Source organism: Parvivirga hydrogeniphila (assembly GCF_023371205.1).
GTDB lineage: Bacteria > Actinomycetota > Coriobacteriia > Anaerosomatales > Anaerosomataceae > Parvivirga > Parvivirga hydrogeniphila.
In genome coordinates, this window is sequence record NZ_JAMCCO010000001.1 from 1,017,804 (window position 1) to 1,043,175 (window position 25,372).

Consider the following 25,372-nt stretch of genomic DNA (forward strand, 5'->3'; position numbering starts at 1 on the left):
CCAAGAAGGGGAGCCGCACCGAGGACGCGCCGCGGCGGCCATGCCCCGGTGGTCGCGCCGGAAGCGATGCCCGTCCGGCTATGTGAACGTGCTGCGGCCTGCTATCCTTACGCTCCGATGACTGACCCGGCCCTCATACGGAACTTCTCCATCATCGCGCACATCGACCACGGCAAGTCCACGCTCGCCGACCGGGTGCTCGAGCTCACGCATACCATCGCGGAGCGCGAGATGATGGACCAGGTGCTGGACTCGATGGACATCGAGCGCGAGCGCGGCATCACCATCAAAGCGCAGGCCGTGCGGGTGATGTACGACGCCGATGATGGGAAGACCTACCAGCTCAACCTCATCGATACGCCTGGGCATGTGGACTTCACCTACGAGGTCTCGCGCTCGCTCGCTGCGTGCGAGGGCGTCTTGCTCGTCGTGGACGCGGCGCAGGGCGTCGAGGCGCAGACCGTGGCCAACGCGCTTATGGCGATGAACACGAACCTCGAGATCATCCCGGTCATCAACAAGATCGACCTTCCCGCTGCAGACCCGGAGCGCGTGCGCCACGAGATCGAGGAGGCGCTCGCCATACCCGCGGACGAGGCAGTGCTCACGAGCGGCAAGACCGGTCAGGGCGTGCGCGATGCGCTTGAAGCCATCGTGCGCCGGGTTCCACCGCCGACAGGCGACCCGGAAGCGCCTCTCAAAGCGCTCATCTTCGACTCGTACTTCGACACCTACCGAGGCGTTGTGGCGCTCGTGCGCATCGTCGACGGGTCGGTGCGCAAGGGCGAGAAGGTCCTGATGATGGCCACCGGTGCTGTCAGCGAGATCGAGGAGGTGGGCGTCAGGAGGCCCGCCAACACACCAGTCGACGAGCTTTCGGTCGGCGAGGTCGGCTACGTGATCACGGGGCTGAAGGACCCGTCGCTCGTCAAGGTGGGCGACACGATCACGCGTGCGAAGAACGGCGCTGCCGAGCCACTGCCAGGCTACCGCGACGTCAAACCGATGGTCTACACCGGCCTGTACCCGATCGATGGCGACCAGTACCCCGACTTGCGCGACGCGCTGGACAAGCTGAAGCTCAACGACCCTGCGCTCGTCTATGAGCCTGAGACGTCGCATGCCCTCGGGTTCGGGTTCCGCGTCGGGTTCTTGGGTCTGCTGCACATGGAGGTCGTGAAGGAGCGCCTCGAGCGCGAGTTCGGCCTCGAACTGCTCGCGACGGCGCCGAGCGTGGAGTACCACGCGTACCTCACGAACGGCGAGATGCGCGAGGTCCACTCACCGCAAGACATGCCCGACCCGAGCCGCCTCGATCGCATCGAGGAGCCATACCTGAAAGCGACGATCCTCGTCCCGCCTGATTTCGTCGGTCCGGTCATGGAGCTCGCGGACAGCCGTCGCGCGGTCTTCAAGGACATGCAATACCTCTCGGCAACGACGGTGGAGATGCACTACGAGATCCCGTTGTCCGAGCTCATCATGGACTTCTTCGACCAGCTCAAGAGCCGCACGAAAGGGTATGCGAGCCTCGACTACGAGTTCATCGGCTACCGGCCGAGCGAACTCGTGAAGCTCGACGTGCTTCTAGCCGGAAAGCCGGTGGACGCGCTGTCGTTCATCGTGCACAAGGACAAGGCGTACCCGCGCGCGAAGGTCCTCACCGAGAAGCTGAAAGACATCATCCCCAGGCAGATGTTCGAGGTCCCCATCCAGGCGGCGATCGGTGGCAGGATCATCAGCCGCGAGACGGTCAAAGCCAAGCGCAAGGACGTCCTCGCGAAGTGCTACGGTGGCGACGTGACGCGCAAACGCAAGCTGCTCGAGAAGCAGAAAGAGGGCAAGAAGCGCATGAAGAACCTCGGGACCGTCGAGGTGCCGCAGGAGGCGTTCATGGCGATCCTCAAGGTGGACGAAGGCTGATGTCGCCCCCAGCACGAGGTGCTGGAGCGCGCGCCGGCGGCATGATGCCCGAGCACCTATACTTCCACGTCCCGTTCTGCGCCTCGAAGTGCGCGTACTGCGACTTCTTCTCGGTCGTGCCACAGGGGCCCGGATCGCAGGCCGCCCACACCTACGAGCTCCTCTACGAGCAGTGGGCCGGGTGGCTCTCGCGGCTGGAGCCTCGTGCGGCGCGTACGGTCTACATCGGCGGAGGGACGCCGACGTCTCTGGGAGCCGCGCGGCTCTCAGCGTTCGTGGCGACGGCGCGTGGGCAGATGTGCGGTACGCACGAGGTGGAGATCACGGTCGAAGCGAATCCGGAATCGTTCGACGAGCTCACTGCTGAGATGCTCGCGGATGCCGGCGCGACTCGGGTGAGCCTGGGCGTGCAGGCGTTCCACGACGACCTTCTCGCGGTGCTCGGCCGTCCGCACGACGCAACGCGAGCGCTCGCGGCCGCGAGGGCCGCCACGGAAGCCGGGCTGGATCTCTCGGTCGATCTCATCTGCGGCATCCCCGGACAGACGCTCGATATGTGGCGTTCGACGGTGGAGTACGCGCTTGAGACGGGCGCGCGGCACGTGTCGGTGTACCCGCTGTCGCTGGAAAGCGGCACGCCGCTCGCAGCAGAGGTCCTGCTCGGCCGATATCGTGCGGTCGATGAGGACGTCGTCGCCGACATGATGGTGCTGGCGCGAGACCTCCTTGAGGCGTCGGGGCTGCTGCGCTACGAGGTGGCGAACTACGCCGTCCCCGGCCACGAGTGCCGTCACAACCGCGCGTACTGGACGGGCCGGGAGTATCTCGGGATCGGTCCGAGCGCGCACGGCATGCTCGATGCAGCCACGGCGCGGACGGCAGGATTCGTGGTACCTGAGGACGCCGCGCGCGTCAGGTACGCAGTGGCGGCGGACATCGCGCGCGGATTCGGCGAGTGGCCGGCGATGACGGTCGAGGTGCTCACGGAGGCGGAGGCGCTGCGCGAGGACGTGATGCTCGGCCTTCGGCTCTCGGAGGGAGTTCCTGAGCCGCTCGTCGAGGAGGCGGGCGTTGGGGCGGCGATAGAGCGGCTCGAGCAGGCCGGGCTCCTCGTGCGGTCTGGTGGCCGGGTGCGCACGACGGAACGCGGGTGGCTCCTCGGCAACGAGGTGTTCGGCGCGGTGTGGACGGGCTGAGGCGTGCGAGCGCCGTGCCGAGCGTGATACCATCGTCTAGCACTCAGAGGCACCGAGTGCCAAAGGTAGGAGCACGAGAATGCTGAGCGAACGCAGACGCGCGGTGCTGGCCGCGCTCGTAGAAGAGTACGTCGCGACCATGCAGCCCGTGGCATCGAAAGCGCTGGTGGAGCGCCATCACCTTGGGTGCTCGCCTGCCACGGTGCGAGCCGAACTGGCCGCCCTCGAGGAGAGCGGGCACGTGGCCCAGCCTCACGTCTCCGCTGGCCGCGTGCCGACGGACCGCGGGTATCGCGCGTTCGTCGACGATGTGCGCGAGCGCATCGACGCCCTCAGCCTTAGCGCAACCGAGGTCGAGCGCATCCACCGCATGTACGAGACGCTCGAGATGGAGATGGACGAAGTTCTGCGCGAGACATCGATGCTGCTTTCGCGCTTCACCAACTACGTCGCGATCGTCGCGGCCCCGGCACTGCGGCGAGCTCGCCTGAGGCGGATCTCCATCGTGCCGATGGCAGAACGGCGGGCGCTTGTGGTCGTGGTGACCGACTCGGGCCAGGTGGCGAACCGCATGCTCGAGCTCGCGGAGCCGGTTGCCGAGAGCGTGCTTTCGGAAGTGGAACGGTATCTGACCGCCGTGCTCGAGGACAAGATCGGAGAGCAGGTGATCGACGTCCGGGAGGGCGTGCGCGCCGGCAGCGACGTGTTCGCGCGGACGACGATCGAAGTGCTGGACGCCGTGGCCGACTGTTTGCGCGAGGCGGACGACGATCGCGTCGTCACAGGCGGCGTTGCGGCGCTCCTCTCGCAGCCCGAGTTCGCGGACCCGCACGTGGCGCGTCCTGTCGTGGAGCTCCTCGAAGACGGCATCACCATGTTGCGCCTGTTGACCGAGGCGATGCGCGAGACGGACGTGACGGTGCGCATCGGGCACGAGAACCCCATCGAAGCGCTCGGCAGCGTGAGCGTCGTTCTCAGCCCGTATGGCAGGCGCGGCGCGATGGGCATCGTCGGGGTCATCGGGCCGACCCGCATGGACTATCCGCGCGCCATCGGCACGGTCCGCACGGTGGCCGACACGCTGACAGACATCCTGGGCTAGACGGAGACTGAGATGGCTTCTGTGGACTACTACGCCGTCTTGGGCGTCAGCCGGGACGCGTCTCAAGAGGAGATCAAGCGAGCGTTCCGCCGCAAGGCGCGGGAGACGCATCCCGACGTTGCTGACGACCCGGACGCGGAGGAGCGCTTCAAGCTGATCAACGAGGCCTACGAGGTGCTCTCAGACGAGCAGAAGCGTGCGAACTACGACCGCTACGGCACGCCGGATCCACGCGTCGGCGGATTCGGGTCGGACTACTCCGGGTTCGGCGACTTCTTCGGCATCAACGACATCTTCGAGACCTTCTTCGGCGGCGTTTCCGCGGGTATGGGCGGGCGTGCCGTGCGCACCGACGGGCGCGACATGAGCGTGCAGGTGACGATCACGCTCGAAGAAGCGGCTGCTGGCGTCGAGCGCGAGATCTCGGTCACGCGTCTCGGCCCGTGCGCGGCGTGCAACGCGACGGGTGTGTCGCCCGGCGGCTCGGTGAAGGCATGCCCCGAGTGCGGCGGAACGGGCCAGCGCAGGACCGTCAGGCGCACGATACTCGGCGTGATGCAATCGCTGGCTCCCTGCGAGCGCTGCGGGGCCACGGGCCGCATCGTCGAGCCTCCGTGCCCTGCGTGCGGGGGCTCCGGTCGCGCGCAGGTGACTGAGCGCGTGACCGTGTCGATCCCGGCCGGCATCGCCGACGGCCAGACGCTCCGCGTTCCCGGCGCGGGCGAGGCAGGCGTACGCGGCGCTCAGTCGGGCGACCTCTTGGTCCGCGTGCGCGTCGCGGAGCACGAGTTCCTGCACCGTGAGGGCGATGACCTCCACGTGATGGCAGTGCTGAACATCGCGCAGGCGGCGCTCGGTGCGACGGTGACGGTCCCGGGTCTTGGCGGAGACGAGATGGTCGAAGTGCCCGCAGGCACTCAGGCCGGCGACGTGCTCCGGCTGAAAGGGCGCGGCATGCCAGGGCTCAGGGGTGGCCGCGGCGACCTGCATGTCCACGTGCGCGTGGAGGTGCCTCGCAAGCTCGACAAACGGCAGCGCGAGCTCCTGCGGGAGCTCGGTGAGACGTTCGGCACGGGTCGCGGCAGCAAGACGCCGATCGAGCGCATCAAAGACTGGCTCGGTGCGTGAGCGTCATGACGCTGCACCGGTTCTTCGTGGCGAATCATGCCGAGGGCGGCGTCGGGCCGCTTCGCTTGAGCGACGATGACCTCCACCACGTGCTCGACGTGTTGCGGCTCGGCATCGGGGACCGCATCGTGTGCGTTGACGCGCGAGGGATCGCGCTCGAAGTCGAGATAACCCACGTCGAAGGAGGCGTGGTCGAAGGCCGTGCAGTCCGTGATGTGGAAGCCGTCCCGGTGCCTCGCGTGTGGCTCGTGCAGGGCATCGCGAAGGGCGAGAAGATGGACTCCGTCGTGCGTCAGGCGACCGAGATCGGCGTGGAGCGCATCGTGCCGCTGTCCTCGGCGCGCTGCGTCGTGAAGCTGGACGGCGCGAAGGCGAAGGCCAAGCAGGAGCGCTGGCAGCGCGTCGCGCGCGAGGCGTCCAAGCAGTCCCAGCGCACGCGCGTGCCGGAAGTCGCTCCGGTCGTAAGCGTCGCGGACCTGGCGACGGAGGTGGGTGCGGTCGCGCTTATACTCGTCGCATGGGAGGAGGCCGAAGGCGCCCCGAGCATCAGGCGGGCCATCGTCGGCTCTGATCTGTCGAGCGACGACGTCGTAGCGGTCGTCGTGGGGCCAGAAGGCGGCTTTTCGGCCGACGAGGTCGCGGCGCTCGTGTCGTCCGGGGCTCGGACGGTGTGGCTCGGTCCGACGACGCTTCGTACCGAGACGGCGGGCGTGGTGGCCGCAGCGCTGGCGATTTCGGCACGGGGAGGTCTTGGCGGTGAGTGACCGGCCGCTCCGCGTCCGCTTCACGACGCTCGGCTGCAAGGTGAACCGTGTGGAGGCCGAGACGATCGCTGCAGCGCTCGCGAGCTCAGGCGTTGTGCTGGTCGACGACGACCGCCCAGACATCGTGGTGGTGATGGCGTGCGCCGTGACGGCCGAGGCGTCGCACAAGGCGCGCAAGGCGGTGCGGCACGCGCTCGGCCTGCCGAGCGCGCCGCGCGTGGTCGCGACGGGCTGCCTGACGGCCCAGGACGAGGCGCTGCTTGCCGCCCTCGGTCCGCGGGTGAGCGTGGAGCGCAGCAAGGACGCGGTGCCTCGCCTGATCAGAGAGATGGCGGGGCTTCCCGAGGTGGCTGCAGCTGGTGCGGTCCGAGCGGGCGATGGGTTCCGTACCCGTGCGCTCGTGAAGGTGCAGGACGGCTGCAACAACCGCTGCGCGTACTGCATCGTTCCAAACACGAGAGGCGCGCCACGCTCGGTTGAGGCCGAGCGCGTGCTCGCCGAGGTCCGTGCGCTCGTCGCCGCCGGGGCGAACGAGGTCGTGCTCACCGGCATCAACATCGGGACGTACTCGAGCGGAACGCTCGACCTCGCGGGGCTCGTCAGGGAAGTCGCGGCCACCGGCGTCAGGCGCGTCCGTCTCTCCAGCATCGAGCCGCCCGACGTGACCGAGCGGTTCATCGAGACGGTCGCGGCGATCCCCGCGTTCTTGGAGCACCTGCACATCCCCTTGCAGTCCGGCTCAGACCGGACGCTGGCTGCGATGGGCCGCCGCTATACGGTCGCAGAGTACGAGGCGACGCTGGAACGGTTGCGCGACGCGATACCTGGTGTTGCGGTGACGACCGACATCATCTGCGGCTTTCCTGGCGAGACGGACGACGACGCGCGCGAGTCGGAGCGGCGCGTGAGCGAGCTCGGCTTCGCGAAGCTGCACGTGTTCCGGTTCTCGCCTCGGCCGGGCACACCGGCAGCGGAGCGCAAAGACCGCGTACCGCCCGGGACCGTCGCTGCCCGTGCCGAGCGCATGCGGATGATCGGCGATGCTGCGCGAGAGCGGTTCTTGCAGCAGCACGTCGGGACCGTGCAGGAGGTCTTGGTCGAGTCGGTCCGCGGAGGCGTCGCCACGGGAACCGTGCGAGATGGTGCGCGGATCCGGCTGGGCGCACCGGGCCTGCGGCCGGGCGACCTCGTTCACGCGATGGTCGACAGAGTCGACGAGGGCGTGCTCGCGGGTTTCCTGACGGACCAGCGGCCGGCCTTTTCGCGTGCTACCATGGAGGCGTGGCAGTGAGAAAGGCGAGTGAGAGCGTGGAACGGAGCCAGGTCCGCCTGGTCGTGCCGCCTGAAGTCGCGATGGTCGACCTTCTGGGGGAGGGCGATCTGCTGCTGAGGCTCATCGAGGACCAGTTCGAGTCCGAAATCGCCGTGCGCGGCAACGAGGTGACCATCACCGGAGAGATTGCGGAGGCGCAGGCCGTCAGCGTGCTCTTCTCGGAGCTCATCCAGCTCCTCCGAAAGGGCGAGCATCTCACGCCGGACAGCCTCGATCGCGCGATCGATATGCTGAAGCGCGGCGAGTGCACACCGACGAGCGTGTTCTCCGACGTGCTGCTCACGCACCGCGGCAAGACCATCCGACCGAAGACCGCAGGTCAGAAGCGGTACGTGGACGCGATCCGCACGCACACGGTCACCTTCGGCATCGGCCCTGCGGGAACCGGGAAGACGTACCTCGCGATGGCGATGGCGGTCGACGCGTTGCGGAAGAAGGCGGTCGGTCGCATCATCCTGACGCGGCCGGCGGTCGAAGCGGGCGAGAAGCTGGGGTTCTTGCCGGGGACGCTGTACGAGAAGGTGGACCCGTACTTGCGGCCGCTGTACGACGCGCTGTTCGACATGATGGACATCGAGCAGTCGACGATGCTCACCGAGCGTGGCGTCATCGAGGTGGCGCCGCTGGCGTTCATGCGCGGCCGCACACTCAACGACAGCTTCGTCATCCTCGACGAAGCGCAGAACACGACGCCTGAGCAGATGAAGATGTTCCTCACCCGTCTCGGGTTCGGCAGCAAGATCGTCGTGACCGGCGACATCACGCAGACCGACCTCATCGGCTCGCTTTCGGGCCTCAAGCAGGTCCGCGAGATCCTGGAGGGCGTCGACGACGTTGCCTTCGTCGAGCTGGACGCGCGCGACGTCGTCCGGCACCGCCTCGTGCAGCGCATCGTGAATGCGTACAGCGAGTACGAGGCCGCGAAGGCAGGCGACCGACCGAAGAATGGATAGCCTGGTCGACAAGCTCTCGGGGCTGTGGCCCCGCTCGGGTGTCTTCGCGTCACGAACGGTGCGCGCCGGGCTTGCTCGCGCTGCGTTGCTCGCCATCGTCGTGCCGCCGCTCGTTTGGGAACGTCCGCCGCTCCAGGCCGTCGCGGTCGCCGGCCTTGCTGCGCTGTGCATCGGAATCGGCGACCGCTACCTCGCTCGCACGCGTCCGCACCACCACGAGCGGTCCAGGGACGGGTTCGTGGTGTCGCTGCTGACCGCAGGAAGCGTCTACCTCACGTGGCTGCACGCGCTGGCCGCTCCGGACATCACGCCGTTCGTCTTGCCGCTCCCGATCGGGCCGATGGTCGCGGCCATGCTCGCGGGGCCGCAGGCGGGGATGTTCGTCGCGGCAGCCTCGGTCGGCGCGGGGGTGCTCCAGGGGGTGCTCGGCGGCCCGGTGGTGTTCGCCGTGCTGCTCGTCGACGTGGCCGCCATCGCGTCGATGGCGTCGCTCAAAGACCGTGCCCGGCTCGTGGCCGGCGCGAGCAGCGTCGTTGCGGTGATGGCCGCCGCTGCTTCTGGCGCTGCGGCGCTTGCAGGCGCGCGCCTGGATGCAATCGTGCGGGAGGCTGCTCTTGGCGCGGCAGGCGGCGTCGTGACGGTCATCGCGGCGCTCGGGCTTCTCGCCGTGTTCGAGGCGCTGTTCGGCGTCACCTCGGACGTGCGCCTGCTGGAGCTCGCGAATCCGAGCGCGCCGCTCATGCGGCGGCTCATGTTCGAAGCGCCCGGCACATACACGCACGCGATCCTAACGGGCAACCTCGCGGAAGCGGCGGCGCAAGCGATCGGCGCCGATCCGCTGCTTGCTCGCGTCGGCGCGTACTACCACGACGTCGGGAAGCTGGCGCGTCCGGGATTCTTCGTCGAGAACCAGTCCGTCTGCTCGAACCCGCATGCGAACACCTCCCCATCGCTTTCGGCCCTCATCATCGCGGCACATGTGCGCGAGGGGGTCGAGCTTGCCGAGCAGCATCGACTGCCGCCTGAGGTGGTGGACATCATCCGTCAGCATCACGGAACGTCGGTCATGTCGTACTTCTACCGGAAGGCGACTGCGAACGGCGATCCTGTGGTGGAGGCCGACTTCCGCTACAGCGGCGAGCTGCCCGCGTCGCGCGAAGCAGCGATCGTCATGCTCGCGGACGCGGCCGAAGCGGCGGTGCGCGCGATGACGAAGCCGACGCCGCCGCGGATCGAGGAGTGCGTGCGGCGGGTGCTCGATACGAAGCTCGCCGACCACCAGCTCGACCACGCGGACCTGACCTTCGCGGACTTGGAGCGCATCGTGGAGGTCTACACGCGCCTGTTGAGCGGGTTGTACCATCCTCGCATCGAGTATCCGTCGTTCGTTCATGAGAGGGACGCTGATGTTGGTACGCGTGATCAGCCATCGAGACCCTGAGCCGCTCGCGCTGGACGCGTTCGAGCGCCTGGCAAAGCACGTCTTGGCGATGGAGAGCGCGCCCGAGGAGGCTGAGCTCTCGATCGCGATCGTCGATGCGGATGAGATCGCGCGCCTGAACGAGCAGTACCGCGGCGTCTCGGGTCCGACTGACGTGCTCTCCTTCGGCTGCGACGACCCGTGTCTCGCGAGCGCCGGTGAGCCCATCGTGCTCGGCGATGTGATCATCGCACCGGAAATCGCAGAGAAGCAGGCGGCCGAGCTCGGCGTGACCGTGGAATCGGAGCTCAACTTGCTTGTGGTGCACGGCATCCTCCATCTGTTCGGCTACGACCACGAACGCGACGAGGACGCCGCAGTGATGCAGGCGCGCGAGCGGGCCGTCCTCGACGCCTACGCGCCCGAGCCGTGAAGCCGATGCGCTCCCGTTCGATCATCTGGTCGTTCAACCACGCGATCGACGGACTGGTATACGCTCTCCGCACCCAGCGCAACATGCGGATCCACGTTGCGGCAGGCGCGGCCGTTCTGGGAGCGTCGCTGTTCTTCCGCGTGGGGCGGGCCGAGTTCCTCGCGGTGCTGCTCACCGTCGCGCTGGTGATCGCTGCCGAACTCGTGAACACGGCCATCGAAGCGACGGTGGACGTCGCCACAGAGGGGTACGACCCCGTCGCGAAGATCGCGAAAGACGTTGCCGCATCGGCCGTGTTCGTGAGCGCCGTGGTCGCCATCGTCGTCGGGTACGTCGTGTTCTTCGGCCGCCTGACCGACACGGCGCACACCTTGCTCGTGCGCGTCCGTGAGGCACCCTCGCACGTGAGCGTGGTCGCGCTCGGCATCACCGCGCTTGCGGTGCTCGTGCTGAAGGCGGTGAGCGGACAGGCCGGCACGTGGATGCGAGGCGGCTGGCCGTCGGGTCACGTGGCGCTTGCGACTGCGGGGGCGACTTCGATCGCGTTCATCACCGGGAGCGGAGCCGCGTGGGTGATCGGGCTGTTCGTTGCGGGGCTCGTGGCACAGAGCCGCGTGGAGTCCGAAGCGCACACGGTGTGGCAAGCGCTCTGGGGCGGCGTCGTGGGCATCGTCGTGACCGCCGCGGTCTTTACGCTATTCTGGTCGTGATCGTTCGAGGAGGTGCCGCGCTTGGGCGCAGCCGGTTTCGTTGCCGCGTTCCTGTTCGTCGTTTTCGTCGTCTGCGCGATGGCCTTGTCTGCAGCCGAGGCGTCGATCGCGCTGCTTTCGCGCGGGCGCGCCCATCGGCTGGCGGAGTCAGGGCGCAGAGGCGGCGAGGAGCTCCAGGCGCTCTCGGACCGTCCGGGCAGGGTGACGGCGGCTGCAACGCTCGTCCGCGCTGTCGCGTACGCCCTCGCAGGAGGTCTGACGTGGGCTGTCGTCGCTCCTCGGACGGGAGGCGCGGCGTCCGCGGCCATCCTCGCTGCCGTGGTAGGCGCAGTCTATTCGCTTTCTGAGACGTTGCCGCGGTCAGTGGCGGTGCACAACCCGGAGCGCGTCGGTCTCGCGGTGGCTCCTGCGGCGCGTGTCCTCGTCTCCCTCGCGTACCCGGTGGCGCGCGCGCTCGCTGCCGTGTGGATGCGCGTGATGGGGCTCGTTGCGGAGCAGCCGGTGGAAGACCCGTGGGTGTCCGAGGAGGACTATCGAGCCTCTGCAGAGGACGAGGAGAGCGCCAAGGAGGAGGCCGAGGAAGCCATCATGGACGCCGTGGCCGACTTCACGACGAAGATCGTGCGCGAGGTGATGGTCCCTCGGACCGACATGGTGTGCGTGGCAGACGACGCCAGCGTGAGCGAGGCGCTCGAGACGATCGAGCGGTCGGGATACTCGCGGCTGCCCGTCTACCACGGGTCGGTCGACGACATCAGAGGCGTCTTGTATGCGAAGGACCTCCTCGTGTGCCTGGGCAAGAGCTCGTGTCCGGCGACGGTGGCGCCGATCGCGCGGCCTCCGTACTTCGTCCCGGAGACCAAGCCGGTCGAAGAGCTGCTCGTCGAGATGCGCTCCAAGACGCACATCGCGATCGTCGCCGACGAGTACGGCGGCACAGCTGGGCTCGTGACCATCGAAGATTTGCTCGAAGAGATCGTCGGCGAGATCTTCGACGAGTACGACGTCGCCGAACCGACGGTGGTGGATCTGGGAGATGGCCGGGTGAGCGTGGATGCACGCATGCCGGTCGACGACCTCAACGAGATGTTCGGCACCGACATCGAACCACAGGCGGACTCCGTGGGAGGGTTGTTCGTCGAGCTTGCCGGGCACATACCCAGCGTCGGGGAGTCCATCGAAGTCGAGGGCCTTCGGCTCTCCGTGGACGCAGTGGATCGCAACCGGGTGCGCCGGATCCTCGTGGAGCCGGCCGCGCGAGAGGAGGAGCCCGATGAGTGAGCGCGTCACGCAGGCCGACCTCGCCCTGCTCGCCTTCGCGCGTGAGGCGAAGCAGAAGGCGTATGCGCCGTACTCGGGGTTCCGGGTGGGCGCCGCCGTGTTCGCGGGCGGGGACATCTACGTGGGAGTGAACGTCGAGAACGCGGCGTACGGCTCGACGATCTGCGCCGAGCGCGGCGCTGCGATGGCCGCGGTGGCCGCCGGTCACACCTTCTTCGACGCCATCGCCATCGTCGGAGACTCCGAGTCCCCGACGGTCCCCTGCGGGGCGTGCCGGCAGTTCCTCGCGGAGTTCAACCCTGAGATGCGGGTGGTCATCGGCGGCCGCAGCGACACTGTGGAGGTCATGACGCTCGACGCTTTGCTTCCGGAAGCGTTCGTGCGGGGCTACTTGGACGAGGACGATGGAGGCGAGGAGTGAGCGCTGAAGCGTCGTCGTTCGAGGTGGTGCGGAGCGGCTTCGCTGTCCTCGTGGGGCGGCCGAACGCTGGCAAGTCCACGCTCCTGAACGCGCTCGTCGGTGAGAAGGTGGCGATCGTGTCCAGCACGCCGCAGACGACGCGTCACCGTCTGCGCGGCATCGTGGACCGAGACGACGCACAGGTCGTGTTCGTCGACACGCCGGGCCTGCACCGGCCTCACGATGCGCTCGGCGAGGAGCTCAACCGCTCGGCCGTCCTCGCGTTGAGCGACGTGGACGTCGCGTGCCTCGTGATCGACGCCTCCGCGCCCGTAGGCCCTGGAGACAGGTGGGTCGCCCATCGCGTACAGGAGTGCAGTGCAGCGAAGGTCCTCGTGCTCACGAAGGTGGACCTCGTCAAACCGAAAGAGCTCGACCGCCAGATGGCCGTGGCGCAGACGCTTGCCGATTTCGACGACATCGTCGCGTGCTCTGGCCGCACGGGCTTCAACGTGAACGGCGTCGTGAACGCCGTGGTGCGGCTGCTGCCGGAGGGCCCCCGGTACTTCCCGCGGGACATGCGCACGGACCAGCCGGTCGAGGTGCTGATCGCGGAACTGATCCGCGAGCGCGTCTTGCACCTCACCCGGGAAGAGGTCCCGCACGCCGTCGGTGTCGTGGTCGACGACATCGCCGAGGAACGCGGCGGCGTGCTGCGCGTGAGCGCTCTCATCTACGTGGAACGCGAGTCGCAGAAGGGCATCATCATCGGGAAGGACGGCGAGATGATCCGCCGCATCGGGAGCGAGGCGCGGCCAGGCATCGAGCGGATCGTCGGCGCGCACGTCTTCCTCGACCTGCGGGTGAAGGTCAAGCGCGACTGGCGGCGCGACGCGTCATCGATACGGCGGTTCGGATACGGCGAAGGGCTGTGAGCGCCATGGACAGGAGCGCGCTTGCTGCAGCGATCGACCAGACGCTTCTCAAACCAACGGTCGGCATGCGAGAGGCCCACGAGTGGATGCAGCGGAACGCGGGCCTTGGGTTCGCGTCGCTGTGCGTGTCGCCGTTCCTCGTCCCGCTCGCGGCCGAGGTCCTTGCCGGCACCTCGACGACCGTGTGCTCGGTCGTCGGCTTCCCGCTCGGGTACTCGCTCACGGAGACGAAGACCGAAGAGGCCCGTCAGCTCATCGAGCTCGGGTGCACCGAGATCGACATGGTGATGAACATCGGAGCGTTCCTCGGTGGCGAGCTCACGGTAGTGGAGGAAGACATCGCTCAGGTCGTTGAAGTGGTGCGGAAGGCCTCGCACGGTCGCGGTCTCGTGAAGGTCATCCTGGAGACGGGCCACCTCGACGCCGAGCAGATAGCGCACGCGTGTCGTTTGAGCGTCCAGGCAGGCGCTCGGTTCGTGAAGACGTCCACCGGCTTCGGCCCGCGCGGCGCGTCTGTCGAGGACGTGCGCATCATGCGCCAGACGGTCGGCGATCGCGCAGGAGTGAAAGCCGCTGGCGGTATCCGGGACCTTGAGACCGCGCTCGCGATGATCGAGGCCGGCGCCGACCGGATCGGCACGTCTTCAGGAGCCGAGATCCTCGCGGCATTCGACGCGGCCGAGCGGAGCTGACGCGCGAGCGATGAGCGGGACGTACCCTGCGCGCGTGATCGTGCTTCGCAAGACGAAGCTCGGGGAGGCCGACCTCATCGTAACGCTCATCAGTTCCGAGGGCCGGCAGATCCGCGCCGTTGCGAAAGGCGCTCGGAAGCCCGGATCGAAGTTCGGAGCGCGCGTCGAGCCGTTCACGGTGGCGGACGTGCTGCTCGCACGCGGACGGTCGCTTGACGTGCTCACAGAAGCGGAGACCGTCGCGACGCACGAGCGCTTGAGGAACGACTACGACGCAGTGCGGGCGGCGTCGGTTGTCGCCGACTTCCTCGACCGCATCACCGAGGAGTGCGATGCCGAGCCGCGGCTGTTCGAGCTCGGCGCGGCCGCTTTGGGCGCGCTCGAAGGTGCGCAGGCGGCGGCGAGGCCGTCGCTCGTGGCCGCGTTCCTCGTGAAGGCGATGGCGATGCAAGGCTTCCGCCCGCAGCTTGCCGGGTGCGTGACATGCGGGTCGCCTGGCGGGACACCGACTGCGTTCTCGCTCGAAGGCGGCGGCGTGGTGTGCAGCGCATGCTCGGGCTCCGACCCAAGCGCGATCGGCATCTCGCCGGAGCTCGCACAGGCCCTGGCGTGGCTTCTGGGCGCGCGTCTTGCGGAGGTCGCCTCCCAGCCGCTGCCGGAGGTCGCGGAGCGCGAGGCCATCATGGTGCTCCGCGCGTTCGTGGCGTACCACGTGCCCGCGCGGATCCGTGCGCTCGACGCGTACGTCCGCGGGTGATGATGTACACTAGCGCCCACGCCAGACGTCGCGGTTCGCCCGCTGCTGTCGGAATGGAGACGACGCCTGATGACGATGACCTTCCAAGACATCATCCTCGCGCTGTCGCGCTATTGGGCCGACCAGGGGTGTGTGGTGCTGCAGCCGTACGACGTCGAAGTCGGCGCGGGGACCTTCCATCCGGCCACGACACTCAGGTCGCTCGGCCCTGACGCGTGGCGGACGGCGTACGTCCAGCCGTCGCGACGCCCGACGGACGGCCGGTACGGCGAGAACCCGAACCGCCTTCAGCACTACTACCAGTTCCAGGTCATCCTGAAGCCGAGCCCTGACGACGTGCTCGACCTGTACTTCGGCTCGCTCAAGGCGATCGGGATCGACCCGAAGGACCACGACGTGAGGCTCGTGGAGGACGACTGGGAGTCGCCGACGCTCGGTGCGTGGGGGCTCGGCTGGGAGGTCTGGCTGAACGGCATGGAGGTCACGCAGTTCACGTACTTCCAGCAGGTCGGCGGGCTGGAGTGCCGCCCGGTGCCGGCGGAGATCACCTACGGTCTGGAGCGCCTCGCGATGTACATCCAAGGCGTCGACAGCGTGTTCGACCTCGTGTGGACGAAGGGCCCCGATGGGCTCGTGTTCACCTACGGGGACGTCTTCTTGCGCAACGAACGTGAGCAGTCCGCCTACAACTTCGAGGTCGCAGACGTCGACGCGCTGCTCAGTCGGTTCGTGATGTACGAGGCCGAGTGCAAGCGGACCCTCGATGCCGGCCTCGTGCTGCCTGCATACGACTACGTGCTGAAGTGCTCGCACGTCTTCAACCTGCTGGACGCCCGTGGCGCGATAGCGGTGACGGAGCGCACCGGCTACATCTTGCGCATCCGCGCTCTCGCCAAAGCGTGCTGCGAGGCATACGTCGCCTCGCTTCCGTCGGCGAAAGGCGGTGATGCGTGATGCCGCGCGACCTTCTGTTCGAGATTGGCGTGGAAGAGATGCCGTCTGCGCCGCTGTACTCTGCGCTCGAGCAGGTAAGCACGGCATCCGCCGATGCTCTCGCTGCTGCCCGGCTCGAACACGGCGAGATCTCCGTGTACGGAAGCCCGCGGCGCATCGCGCTTCTCGTGCGGGACGTGGCGGAGCGCCAGCGCGATGTGACGGAGCGCGTCAAAGGCCCCGCGGCGGCGGCAGCGTACGACGCGGACGGGAACCCGACGCCGGCCGCGCTCGGCTTCGCGCGCAGCAGGGGCGTCGACCCTGGATCGCTCGTGCGTGAGAGCACAGACGGTGGCGAGTACGTGTGGGCCGTCATCGAGCGCCCGGGCCTGCCCGCCGAAGAGGTGCTTCCCGGCCTCCTCTCCGATCTCGCTGGGTCGATCCAGTGGCCGAAGACGATGCGCTGGGGTAGCGGTGACGCCCGGTTCATCCGTCCGGTCCGGTGGCTCGTGGCGCTGTTCGGAGACGAGGTTCTGCCCGTGACCTTCGCAGGGCTCACGGCCGGCTGCACGAGCTACGGCCACCGGTTCCTCGCTGGGCCGGTGACGATCGAGACGCCGTCGTCGTACCTGGAGGCGCTGCGGGCCGCGTCAGTCATCGCGGACGGCGCTGAGCGTGCTGCTGCTATCCGCGAGGGGATCGCATCTGTCGCGGACTCTCTCGGCGGCGTTGCCGTGGTACCCGAAGACACGTTCCTCGAGGTGGTGAACCTCGTCGAGAATCCGACTGTGGCTGCCGGACGGTTCGACGAGGCGTTCCTGCGCGTTCCGCGCGAGGTGCTCGAAGAAGCGATGGAATCGCACCAGCGCTACTTCCCGGTCGAGGACCTGAACGGGTCGCTGATGCCTGCGTTCCTCGTCGTCCACAACGGTCCCGCGGACCGCACGCCGCAGATCGTCGCAGGCCACGAGCGCGTCATCCGTGCGCGACTGGCAGACGCCGCGTTCTTCTACGACGAAGACCTGAAGCACTCGCTGGAGTCCTACGTCGGTAAACTGGACGGCATCGTCTTCCACCAGCGGCTCGGTTCGCTCGGCCAGAAGGTGGCGCGCGTCGAGCGCCTCACGCGTCTCCTCGCGAAGGAGGTAGGCGCGGGGCCGGAGGACGAAGCGCACGCCGTTCGCGCCGCGCACTTGTGCAAGGCCGACCTCGTGACACACGTCGTCGTCGAGTTCACCTCGCTCCAAGGCGTGATGGGCTCGTACTACGCCCTCGCCTCGGGCGAGGCGCCGGCCGTGGCGCAGGCGATCGTAGACCACTACCGTCCGCGGTACGCCGGGGACGCGCTCCCGGAAAGCCTCCCAGGCATGCTGGTCTCAGCGGCAGACAAGCTGGACACCATCTGCGGCATCCATGCGGCCAAGCAAGCGCCGACGGGCTCGTCCGATCCGTTCGCTCTGCGGCGGTTCGCAATCGGGATCATCGCGATGGTCATTGACGGAGGGTTGCATCTCCGGCTTGGTCGCGCCATCGCGGATGCGGTCGACGGATACGCAGAGGTCCTTTCCGACATGGACGCCGCTTCCGTGGTCGCGGAGGTGAAGGAGTTCTTCCTCGGGCGCGTGCAGGGCGTTCTGCGCGAACGCGGGTACGCGTACGACACCATCGACGCCGTGCTCGCCTCAGAATCCGACGACCTCGCCGAGGTCGCTGCGCGGTGCGCCGCGTTGCAAGATGCGCGCGACGCCGACCCGGAGCTGTTCGAAGACCTCGCCATCGCCTTCCGGCGCGCCGCGAACCTGGCGGACCCCTCCCTCGGGGAGGGCGTGTCGCGCGACCTCATGGGAGATGAGGAGCGCGCGCTCGCCGACGCGCTGGAAGCTGCGGACCGCACGGTGCAAGAGCTGCTCGCACGAGGAAGGCACGACGACGTCTTGTCCGAACTGGCTGCGCTCAGGCCCCACATCGATGCATTCTTCGAGTCCGTGCTCGTCATGGACGAAGACCTGCGGCTGAGAGAGAACCGTTTGCGTCTGCTCAACCGCTTCGTCCGCGTGTTCTCGCGCTTCGCGGACTTCGGCCGGATTGCAGCCTGAAGGCGCGGACGGAAGGTCCGGCCAGGTGACGTACACGGTACACATCCTGTCGGACTCGCTCGGTGAGACGGCCGAGATGGTGGCGCGCGCCGCCATCGCGCAGTTCGACGGTGACGCGTTCCGCATCGAACGCCTGCCCAGGGTGCGCACGGTCGGTGAGCTCCGCACCGCCGTAAGATCGCACTGCGGGCAGTGGTGTCTGTTCGTGTACACGCTCGTCGACGACGCGCTGCGGAGGGAGATGGAGACGCTCTGCGCGTCCGGAGTCAACGGCATCGACGTGTTGGGTCCTGCCGTGGCGACGATCGGACGCGTGACAGGCCTGCAACCGTCGGGGGAGCCGGGGGCGATACGGCGCACCGACGAGGAGTACTTCGAGCGGATCGAGGCGATGGAATTCGCCGTCAAGCACGATGACGGCCGCAACCCGCAGGACCTTCCGGAGGCCGACGTGGTGCTCATCGGCGTCTCTCGTTCCAGCAAGACGCCGCTCGCGATGTACCTCGCGTTCAAGGGTTACCGGGCGGCCAACGTCCCGCTCACGCCAGGAACGGATCCGCCCAAGGAGCTGTTCGAGGTGAGTCCGCGGCGGGTGTTCGGCCTCATCACGAGCGCGCGCGTCCTGCGCGAGGTCCGCACAGAGCGGATGCGGGAGCTCGGCACCTACGTCCCGGGGTATGCAGACTTAGAAGCGATCGAGCGCGAATTGGAGGAGGCCCGGGCGGTGATGCGGAAGATCGGGTGCATCGTGGTGCACACCGACAACCGCGCGATCGAGGAGGCCGCGCAGGAGATCGTGCGTCACTTGGAAGGCGGCCTTACCGTCTCCGACTGAGGCGCTCACGCCGTGTCGTGGGGCCACGGCGTTGCGATATGATGGCGCAAGCAGGTTCCCGGACAGCAAGGGAGAGGGCGTTGGCAGGGATCAAGCGTGTGTACGCCTTCGGCGGCGGCAGGACCGAGGGCAACAAGGACATGAAGTTCATCCTTGGGGGCAAAGGGGCGAACCTCGCCGAGATGGCGAACATGGGACTGCCGGTCCCGCCCGGCTTCACCATCACGTGCCAGACGTGCATGGAGTACTACGCCTCGAATCCGCCTGCGTTCCCTGAGGGCCTCGACGAGGAGATCTCCGAGTACTTGGCAGAGCTCGAGCAGAAGATGGGCAAGCGCCTGGGCGACCCGAGCGATCCGCTGCTGGTGTCCGTGCGTTCGGGGGCGCCGTTCTCGATGCCAGGCATGATGGACACCATCCTGAACCTCGGCCTGAACGACGAGTCCGTCCAGGGGCTCATCGAGCAGACGAACAACCCGCGTTTCGCGTGGGACAGCTACCGCCGGTTCATCCAGATGTTCTCGAAGGTCGTGCTGGACGTCGACGGCGACCTGTTCGAGAACGCGATCACCGAGATGAAGCTCGCACGTGGCGTCTCGTCTGACGCCGAACTCGACGCAGACGACATGAAGGAGCTCACTGCGCGCTTCAAGGAGATCGTCGCGGAGCACGTGTCGGCGGAGGCGTTCCCTGCGCTCGTCGGACCGGACGGGCGCGTCGCGTTCCCGCAAGACGTGCAGACCCAGCTCCGCCTCGCCATAGAGGCTGTCTTCCGGAGCTGGATGAACGAGCGTGCGGTCTACTATCGGAAGATGGAGAAGATCCCGGACGACCTCGGCACGGCCGTGAACGTGCAGGCGATGGTCTTCGGGAACAAGGGCGAGACTTCGGCGACGGGCGTCGGTTTCACCCGTAACCCGGCGGACGGAACGAAGGAGTACTACGGCGACTTCCTCACGAACGCGCAAGGCGAGGACGTTGTCGCCGGCATCCGGCACACGCAGCCGCTGTCGGACCTGCCGAAGGTCCTCCCTGAGGCCGCAGAAGAGCTGTGGCGCGTCTTCGAGCGGCTCGAGGCCGAGTACCGCGACATGTGCGACATCGAGTTCACCATCGAGCAGGGCAAGCTCTGGATGCTGCAGACGCGCGTCGGCAAGCGCACGGCGCGGGCAGCGCTCAAGATCGCCGTGGACATGGTCAACGAGGGCATGATCACGCGCGAAGAAGCGGTGCAGCGCATCAGCCCAGCGCAGCTCGACCAGCTTCTGCACCCGCAGTTCGACCCGAAGACGCAGATCGAGCCCATCGCCAAGGGGCTGAATGCGAGCCCAGGCGCGGCGGTGGGCGAGGCCGTGTTCTCGTCCGCTGACGCCGTCGCTGCCAAGGCGCAGGGCCGGAAGGTCATCCTCGTCAGGTGGGAGACCAACCCTGACGACCTGCCGGGCATGGACGCCGCCGAGGGCATCCTCACGTCGCACGGCGGCAAGACCTCGCACGCGGCCGTCGTCGCGCGCGGTATGGGCAAGCCGGCCGTGTGCGGGGCGGAGAAGCTGGCCATCGACGCCGAGAACAAGCTCGCGCGCGTGAAGGGCACCGACGTCGTGATCCGCGAAGGCGACGTGATCTCGATCGACGGCACCACGGGCGTCGTGGTGCTCGGAGCCGTGCCGCTCGTTGAGCCGGAGGTCTCGGGCGACTTCGACACCGTCCTTTCGTGGGCCGACGAGTTCCGAACGCTCGGCGTCCGCGCGAACGCAGACACGCCGGCGGACGCGACGCTCGGCCGCAAGTTCGGCGCTGAAGGCATCGGGCTGTGCCGCACGGAGCACATGTTCCTCGGCGAGCGGAAGGCCATCGTCCAGTCGATGATCCTCGCCGACGACGGTTCGCCTGAGCGTGCCGCGGCGCTCGACAAGCTGCTCGCCGTCCAGACCCAGGACTTCCTGGAGATCTTCGCGACCATGGACGGGCTGCCGGTGACCGTGCGCCTGCTCGACCCGCCGCTGCACGAGTTCTTGGACGACCCGCGTGCGCTCGAGGTCGAGATCGTGCGCGCGGAGGCGGCGGGCGCGGACCCTGACGAGCTCGCCGCCAAGCGTCGCCTGCTCGCCCAGATCGACTCCATGGTGGAAGCCAACCCGATGCTCGGTCTGCGCGGCTGCCGCCTCGGGATCATGTTCCCAGAGATCTACGGGATGCAGGTGCGTGCGATCACCCGCGCCGCGTGCCAGCTCAAGAAGGAGGGCAAAGACCCGCGTCCCGAGATCATGATCCCGCTCGTCAGCGTCGTGACGGAGCTGGAGACGCTTCGCAAGGAGACGGAGGCCGTCGTCGAGGAGGTCTCTCGGGAAATGGGCGTGAAGATCGCGATCCCCGTCGGGACGATGATCGAGCTGCCCCGAGCGGCCGTGACGGCGGACCGGATCGGCGCTGTCGCTGACTTCTTCTCCTTCGGGACGAACGACCTGACGCAGACGACCTTCGGGTTCTCGCGCGACGACATCGAGGCGAAGTTCCTGCCGCGGTACCTGGAGCGGAAGATCCTGGCACGCAACCCGTTCGAGACGATCGACGAGGGTGTGGCGAAGCTCGTGGAGATGGGCTGCCGGCTCGGCCGCGAGGCGAACGAGAAGCTGAAGCTCGGCGTCTGTGGCGAGCACGGCGGCGATCCCGAGTCGGTGCACACGTTCCACCGCATCGGGCTCGACTACGTGAGCTGCTCGCCGTACCGCGTGCCGCTTGCTCGGCTGGCTGCTGCGCAAGCCGCGCTGGCAGGAAGGGTCTCGGGAAGCGATAACCGTTAGGACGAGCGCCGCCGCACGGCGGCAGAAGCGGGGGAGCGGTGGCGCGAAGCACGCGGCTGTACCAGCGAGCGCGGTCACCTCTGATCCAGGGCCGGTCCCGGCGGGAGCGGCCCTGGAGATCGGACTTCGCGCTTGCTGCCGCGTGGGGGATCGCCGTGCTCTTCGCGCTGATGATGGGCAGTCACTACGCTGAGACCGGAGCGCTCGTTCCCGCTGACGCGCTTGCAAGCGCGTGGGGCGCCAGCGCGGCTGCTGGCGCGGTCCTTGCGCTCGGTTCGGCGGCTGTCGGCGTGACGCTTGCGCGGGCGTGGGGAGCGGATAGGCCCGCGCGCACCGGCGCTGTCGTATCGTGCGGGACCGTCGTCGTGTACTGGTTGCTGTTCGGAGGAATGGCGGCGGCACGGAGGTAGGCAGCGTGCTCACGCGCGAGTTGGCAGAACAAGAAGAGCATCGTCGTCTGGCGCCGCGGGCGGCGTTCTCGGATGCGAGCAGGGGCCGGCTCCGGTCCCTGACGCCGGACCGGTTCCGCACGGACTTCCAGCGTGACCGCGACCGCATCATCCACTGCAAGGCCTTCAGGCGGCTCTCGCACAAGACGCAGGTGTTCCTGGCCCCCGAAGGCGACCACTATCGGACGCGCCTTACGCACACCCTCGAGGTGTCGCAGATCGCGCGCTCCATCGCTCGTGCGCTCAGGCTGAACGAGGACCTCACCGAAGCGATCGCGCTCGGGCACGACCTCGGGCACACGCCGTTCGGCCACACCGGCGAAGACGCGCTGACGGAGTGCTTCGAGGAGATCCGAGGCTCGTACCCGAACGTCCCGGACGCCTTTCACCACAACCTGCAGTCGCTGCGCGTTGTCGAGGTCCTGGAGTACGAGGGGAAGGGCCTCAACCTGACGTGGGAGGTCCGGGACGGGATCCGCTGCCACACCGGTCCTGAGCGGGCATCGACGCTCGAAGGCCAGATCGTGGCGATCGCGGACCGCATCGCGTACGTCAACCACGATATCGACGATGCGATCCGAGGCGGCGTGATCACCGAATCGGATCTTCCTGACGGTCCGACGGCCGTGCTCGGCCACAGCCATGGCCAACGCATCACGACCATGGTCAACGACATGGTCTCCTCATCGCTCGATTCCGACGAGATCCGCATGTCGGACGAGGTATGGGACGCGCTGACCGGCTTGCGGACGTGGCTGTTCGAGAACGTCTATAACTCGTCCAGGGCGAAGGCCGAAGAGCCGAAGGCGCACGGCGTCGTCAAAGCGCTCTTCATGCACTACCTGAAGAACCCCGCAGATCTGCCGCCCGAGTTCGCTCCGCGCGACGAACGCGAGCTCGTCCAACGGGTCGTCGACTACGTCGCAGGCATGACCGACCGGTTCGCGATCCGCCGGTACGAGCAGATCTTCGTTCCGTCGCAGTGGCGCGTGTAGAGCTTCGGGTATCTGCGCGTCAGGGCGTTACGGTTTTGTTGCCGTATACACCCCGTTCGCATAGAATCGCGCAAGCACGGCAAGGTCCTGTACGAGGAGATGGAAGGGAGAAGCGCGCAGATGGCTGATTGGATTGCCTGGTTCGCGCCGGTCGCCGCGCTCATCGGTATCGCGGTGGCGGCGTACCTGGCGTCGTGGGTCCTGAAGCAGGATCCCGGCAACGAGCGCATGCTGGAGATCTCGAAAGCCACACAGGAAGGCGCGATGGCGTTCCTGTTCCGTGAGTACCGCGTGCTCGTGGTGTTCGCTGCCATCGTGTTCGTCCTGCTCTCTGTGTCTGTCAGCTGGATGACAGGCGTCGCGTTCCTCACCGGCGGTCTGCTCTCGGCCGCAGCCGGTTACGTGGGGATGTACGTCGCGACGCGCGCGAACGCACGTACCGCGCAGGCCGCAACGAAAGGCATCGAGAAGGCTCTGTCGGTGGCGTTCCGCTCCGGTCTGACGATGGGTCTGACCGTCGCGAGCTTCGGACTGGGCGGTCTTGCACTGTGGGCGATCTTCCTGCTGGTCACCGGAAGCGATCCTGCGAAGAACGCTGAGATCGTCAACGGCTTCGCGATGGGCGCGTCGTCCATCGCGCTGTTCGCCCGCGTTGGCGGCGGCATCTACACCAAGGCCGCCGACGTCGGCGCGGACCTGGTGGGCAAGGTCGAGGCCGGCATCCCCGAGGACGATCCGCGCAACCCGGCCGTCATCGCTGACAACGTCGGCGACAACGTCGGCGACGTCGCCGGCATGGGTGCGGACCTGTTCGAGAGCTACGTCGGATCGATCCTCGCGCCGATGGTGCTCGCCATCTCGCTGTGGTTCGTAGCCGGCTCGCCACGCAGCATCGACCTCCAGTACGGCATCGCCGCTCCGCTCTTGATCGCAGCGTTCGGCATCATCGCGTCCGTCATCGGCCTGTTCGCAGTTCGCGCGAAGGAAGGCGGCAACCTCCACGCTGCTCTCGATCGCGGTACCTATGTGGCGGCCGCGCTCGAGGTCCTCGCGATGTTCTGGCTGTTCTACCACTGGAGCACGCGTGTCGGCGCGGAGCCGGAGCGCCTGTGGTACTTCGGGTCGGTCGTCATCGGTCTTGCCGCCGGCATCTCCATCGGGAAGATCACCGAGTACTTCTGCTCCGATCACTACAAGCCGGTGAAGAAGATCGCTGAGTCGAGCGAGACTGGCGCGGCGACGAACATCATCGCCGGTCTGAGCACCGGGATGCTCTCTACGACCGCGCCGATCCTCGTTGTTGCTGTCGGCATCGTTGGCGCGTACCTCATGGGCAACGCAGCGGTACCGGGCAACGACCTGTCGGGCATCTACGGCATCTCGCTTGCGGCGCTCGGCATGCTGTCAATCACGGCGATCACGGTCGGCGTCGACGCGTACGGGCCCGTGGCCGACAACGCTGGCGGTATCGCCGAGATGGCGGAGATGGGCGCGCCGATCCGTAAGATCACGGACTCCCTCGACAGCGTCGGCAACACCACGGCGGCCATCGCGAAGGGCTTTGCGATCGGTTCTGCCGGGCTCACGGCGCTGGCGCTGTTCGTCGCATTCCGGCAGTCCCTGTCCGTCGGTGGGATGACGGTGGACATGTCACTCGAGAACCCCTACGTCATCGTCGGCCTGTTCATCGGCGGCATGCTGCCGTTCCTGTTCGCTGCGCTCACGATGGGCGCGGTCGGTCGTGCGGCGTTCGCCATGATCGGCGAGGTGCGCCGCCAGTTCCGCGAGATCCCCGGCCTGATGGAAGGCACGGGCCGTCCCGATTACGCTGCGTGCGTCGATATCTCGACCAAAGGGGCACTCAAGGAGATGGTCGTCCCTGGCGCAATCGCTGTCGCCGTTCCGCTCGTCGCGGGCCTGATCGACCTGTCGATGCTCGCTGGGCTGCTCGCCGGTGCGCTCGTCACAGGCTTCTTGCTGGCCATCATGATGGCGAACGCTGGCGGTGCGTGGGACAACGCGAAGAAGTTCATCGAGGCCGGGAACCACGGTGGCAAGGGCTCGGACGCTCACAAGGCCGCTGTCGTCGGCGACACGGTGGGCGACCCGTTCAAGGACACCTCCGGCCCGTCCATGAACATCCTGATCAAGCTGATGACCGTCGTGTCATTGGTCTTCGTGCCACTGTTCTTGAAGGTGCACGGCGGCTAGCAGCTCCAGTCACACCGAGGAG

At 67.6% G+C, this 25,372-nt stretch carries 22 protein-coding genes; all 22 read left to right on the plus strand.

The features are described from left to right. Positions 1 to 117 precede the first annotated feature (117 nt). The 22 genes from lepA to MX659_RS05310 all read left to right on the plus strand — a co-directional run bounded on the left by lepA (position 118) and on the right by MX659_RS05310 (position 25,350). The gene (lepA, locus tag MX659_RS05205) at positions 118 to 1,923 is read left to right on the plus strand and encodes a translation elongation factor 4 (protein WP_267192387.1); all 1,806 of its coding nucleotides are present in this window, start codon (positions 118 to 120) and stop codon (positions 1,921 to 1,923) included. Next, entirely contained in the window at positions 1,923 to 3,119 is a 1,197-nt protein-coding gene (gene hemW / locus MX659_RS05210; protein WP_267192388.1) for a radical SAM family heme chaperone HemW, read from the plus strand. Before lepA ends, hemW begins: the two co-directional genes overlap by 1 nt. 79 nt (positions 3,120 to 3,198) lie before the next feature. Further along, entirely contained in the window at positions 3,199 to 4,221 is a 1,023-nt protein-coding gene (hrcA, locus tag MX659_RS05215) for a heat-inducible transcriptional repressor HrcA (protein ID WP_267192389.1), read from the plus strand. Between the two features lie 12 nt (positions 4,222 to 4,233). Then, positions 4,234 to 5,349, plus strand: coding sequence for a molecular chaperone DnaJ (dnaJ, locus tag MX659_RS05220; RefSeq protein ID WP_267192390.1), 1,116 nt, complete (start codon positions 4,234 to 4,236; stop codon positions 5,347 to 5,349). Positions 5,350 to 5,354: 5 nt separating this feature from the next. Continuing rightward, a complete protein-coding gene (locus MX659_RS05225; RefSeq protein ID WP_267192517.1) occupies positions 5,355 to 6,113 on the plus strand; it encodes an RsmE family RNA methyltransferase in 759 nt (252 codons plus the stop codon). After that, positions 6,106 to 7,404, plus strand: coding sequence for a MiaB/RimO family radical SAM methylthiotransferase (locus MX659_RS05230; RefSeq protein WP_267192391.1), 1,299 nt, complete (start codon positions 6,106 to 6,108; stop codon positions 7,402 to 7,404). Before MX659_RS05225 ends, MX659_RS05230 begins: the two co-directional genes overlap by 8 nt. Positions 7,405 to 7,466: 62 nt before the next feature. Continuing rightward, positions 7,467 to 8,399, plus strand: a complete 933-nt coding sequence (locus MX659_RS05235) for a PhoH family protein (RefSeq protein WP_267192518.1) — start codon at positions 7,467 to 7,469, stop codon at positions 8,397 to 8,399. After that, on the plus strand, positions 8,392 to 9,840 hold the full coding sequence (locus tag MX659_RS05240) for an HDIG domain-containing metalloprotein (protein ID WP_267192392.1): 1,449 nt from the start codon (positions 8,392 to 8,394) through the stop codon (positions 9,838 to 9,840). The genes MX659_RS05235 and MX659_RS05240 overlap by 8 nt, the downstream gene beginning before the upstream one ends. Beyond that, positions 9,806 to 10,252: an rRNA maturation RNase YbeY gene (gene ybeY, locus MX659_RS05245; RefSeq protein WP_267192393.1), complete on the plus strand. Its 447-nt coding sequence runs from the start codon at positions 9,806 to 9,808 to the stop codon at positions 10,250 to 10,252. The genes MX659_RS05240 and ybeY overlap by 35 nt, the downstream gene beginning before the upstream one ends. Before the next feature lie 5 nt (positions 10,253 to 10,257). Further along, a complete protein-coding gene (locus MX659_RS05250) occupies positions 10,258 to 10,962 on the plus strand; it encodes a diacylglycerol kinase (protein WP_267192519.1) in 705 nt (234 codons plus the stop codon). A gap of 21 nt (positions 10,963 to 10,983) precedes the next feature. Beyond that, the gene (locus MX659_RS05255; protein ID WP_267192394.1) at positions 10,984 to 12,243 is read left to right on the plus strand and encodes a hemolysin family protein; all 1,260 of its coding nucleotides are present in this window, start codon (positions 10,984 to 10,986) and stop codon (positions 12,241 to 12,243) included. Next, positions 12,236 to 12,664, plus strand: a complete 429-nt coding sequence (cdd, locus tag MX659_RS05260) for a cytidine deaminase (protein ID WP_267192395.1) — start codon at positions 12,236 to 12,238, stop codon at positions 12,662 to 12,664. Before MX659_RS05255 ends, cdd begins: the two co-directional genes overlap by 8 nt. Next, on the plus strand, positions 12,661 to 13,578 hold the full coding sequence (gene era, locus MX659_RS05265) for a GTPase Era (RefSeq protein WP_267192396.1): 918 nt from the start codon (positions 12,661 to 12,663) through the stop codon (positions 13,576 to 13,578). The genes cdd and era overlap by 4 nt, the downstream gene beginning before the upstream one ends. A 5-nt stretch (positions 13,579 to 13,583) precedes the next feature. Then, entirely contained in the window at positions 13,584 to 14,270 is a 687-nt protein-coding gene (deoC, locus tag MX659_RS05270) for a deoxyribose-phosphate aldolase (RefSeq protein WP_267192520.1), read from the plus strand. 10 nt (positions 14,271 to 14,280) lie between these two features. Continuing rightward, the gene (gene recO / locus MX659_RS05275; RefSeq protein ID WP_267192397.1) at positions 14,281 to 15,027 is read left to right on the plus strand and encodes a DNA repair protein RecO; all 747 of its coding nucleotides are present in this window, start codon (positions 14,281 to 14,283) and stop codon (positions 15,025 to 15,027) included. Between the two features lie 69 nt (positions 15,028 to 15,096). Further along, positions 15,097 to 15,981 carry a glycine--tRNA ligase subunit alpha gene (glyQ, locus tag MX659_RS05280; protein WP_267192398.1) on the plus strand — a complete coding sequence of 295 codons (885 nt, stop codon included), beginning with the start codon at positions 15,097 to 15,099 and terminating at the stop codon, positions 15,979 to 15,981. Next, positions 15,981 to 18,056, plus strand: coding sequence for a glycine--tRNA ligase subunit beta (glyS, locus tag MX659_RS05285; protein WP_267192521.1), 2,076 nt, complete (start codon positions 15,981 to 15,983; stop codon positions 18,054 to 18,056). The genes glyQ and glyS overlap by 1 nt, the downstream gene beginning before the upstream one ends. A gap of 25 nt (positions 18,057 to 18,081) precedes the next feature. Then, positions 18,082 to 18,891: a pyruvate, water dikinase regulatory protein gene (locus MX659_RS05290; RefSeq protein ID WP_267192399.1), complete on the plus strand. Its 810-nt coding sequence runs from the start codon at positions 18,082 to 18,084 to the stop codon at positions 18,889 to 18,891. Positions 18,892 to 18,971: 80 nt separating this feature from the next. Then, positions 18,972 to 21,695, plus strand: coding sequence for a pyruvate, phosphate dikinase (gene ppdK / locus MX659_RS05295; protein WP_267192400.1), 2,724 nt, complete (start codon positions 18,972 to 18,974; stop codon positions 21,693 to 21,695). A 38-nt stretch (positions 21,696 to 21,733) separates the two neighbouring features. Beyond that, positions 21,734 to 22,105 carry a hypothetical protein gene (locus MX659_RS05300; RefSeq protein WP_267192401.1) on the plus strand — a complete coding sequence of 124 codons (372 nt, stop codon included), beginning with the start codon at positions 21,734 to 21,736 and terminating at the stop codon, positions 22,103 to 22,105. 5 nt (positions 22,106 to 22,110) lie between these two features. After that, positions 22,111 to 23,139 (plus strand): deoxyguanosinetriphosphate triphosphohydrolase, encoded by a 1,029-nt coding sequence (locus MX659_RS05305; protein WP_267192402.1) that lies wholly within the window; start codon positions 22,111 to 22,113, stop codon positions 23,137 to 23,139. A 120-nt stretch (positions 23,140 to 23,259) separates the two neighbouring features. Further along, the gene (locus MX659_RS05310) at positions 23,260 to 25,350 is read left to right on the plus strand and encodes a sodium-translocating pyrophosphatase (RefSeq protein WP_267192403.1); all 2,091 of its coding nucleotides are present in this window, start codon (positions 23,260 to 23,262) and stop codon (positions 25,348 to 25,350) included. Positions 25,351 to 25,372: the final 22 nt, after the last annotated feature.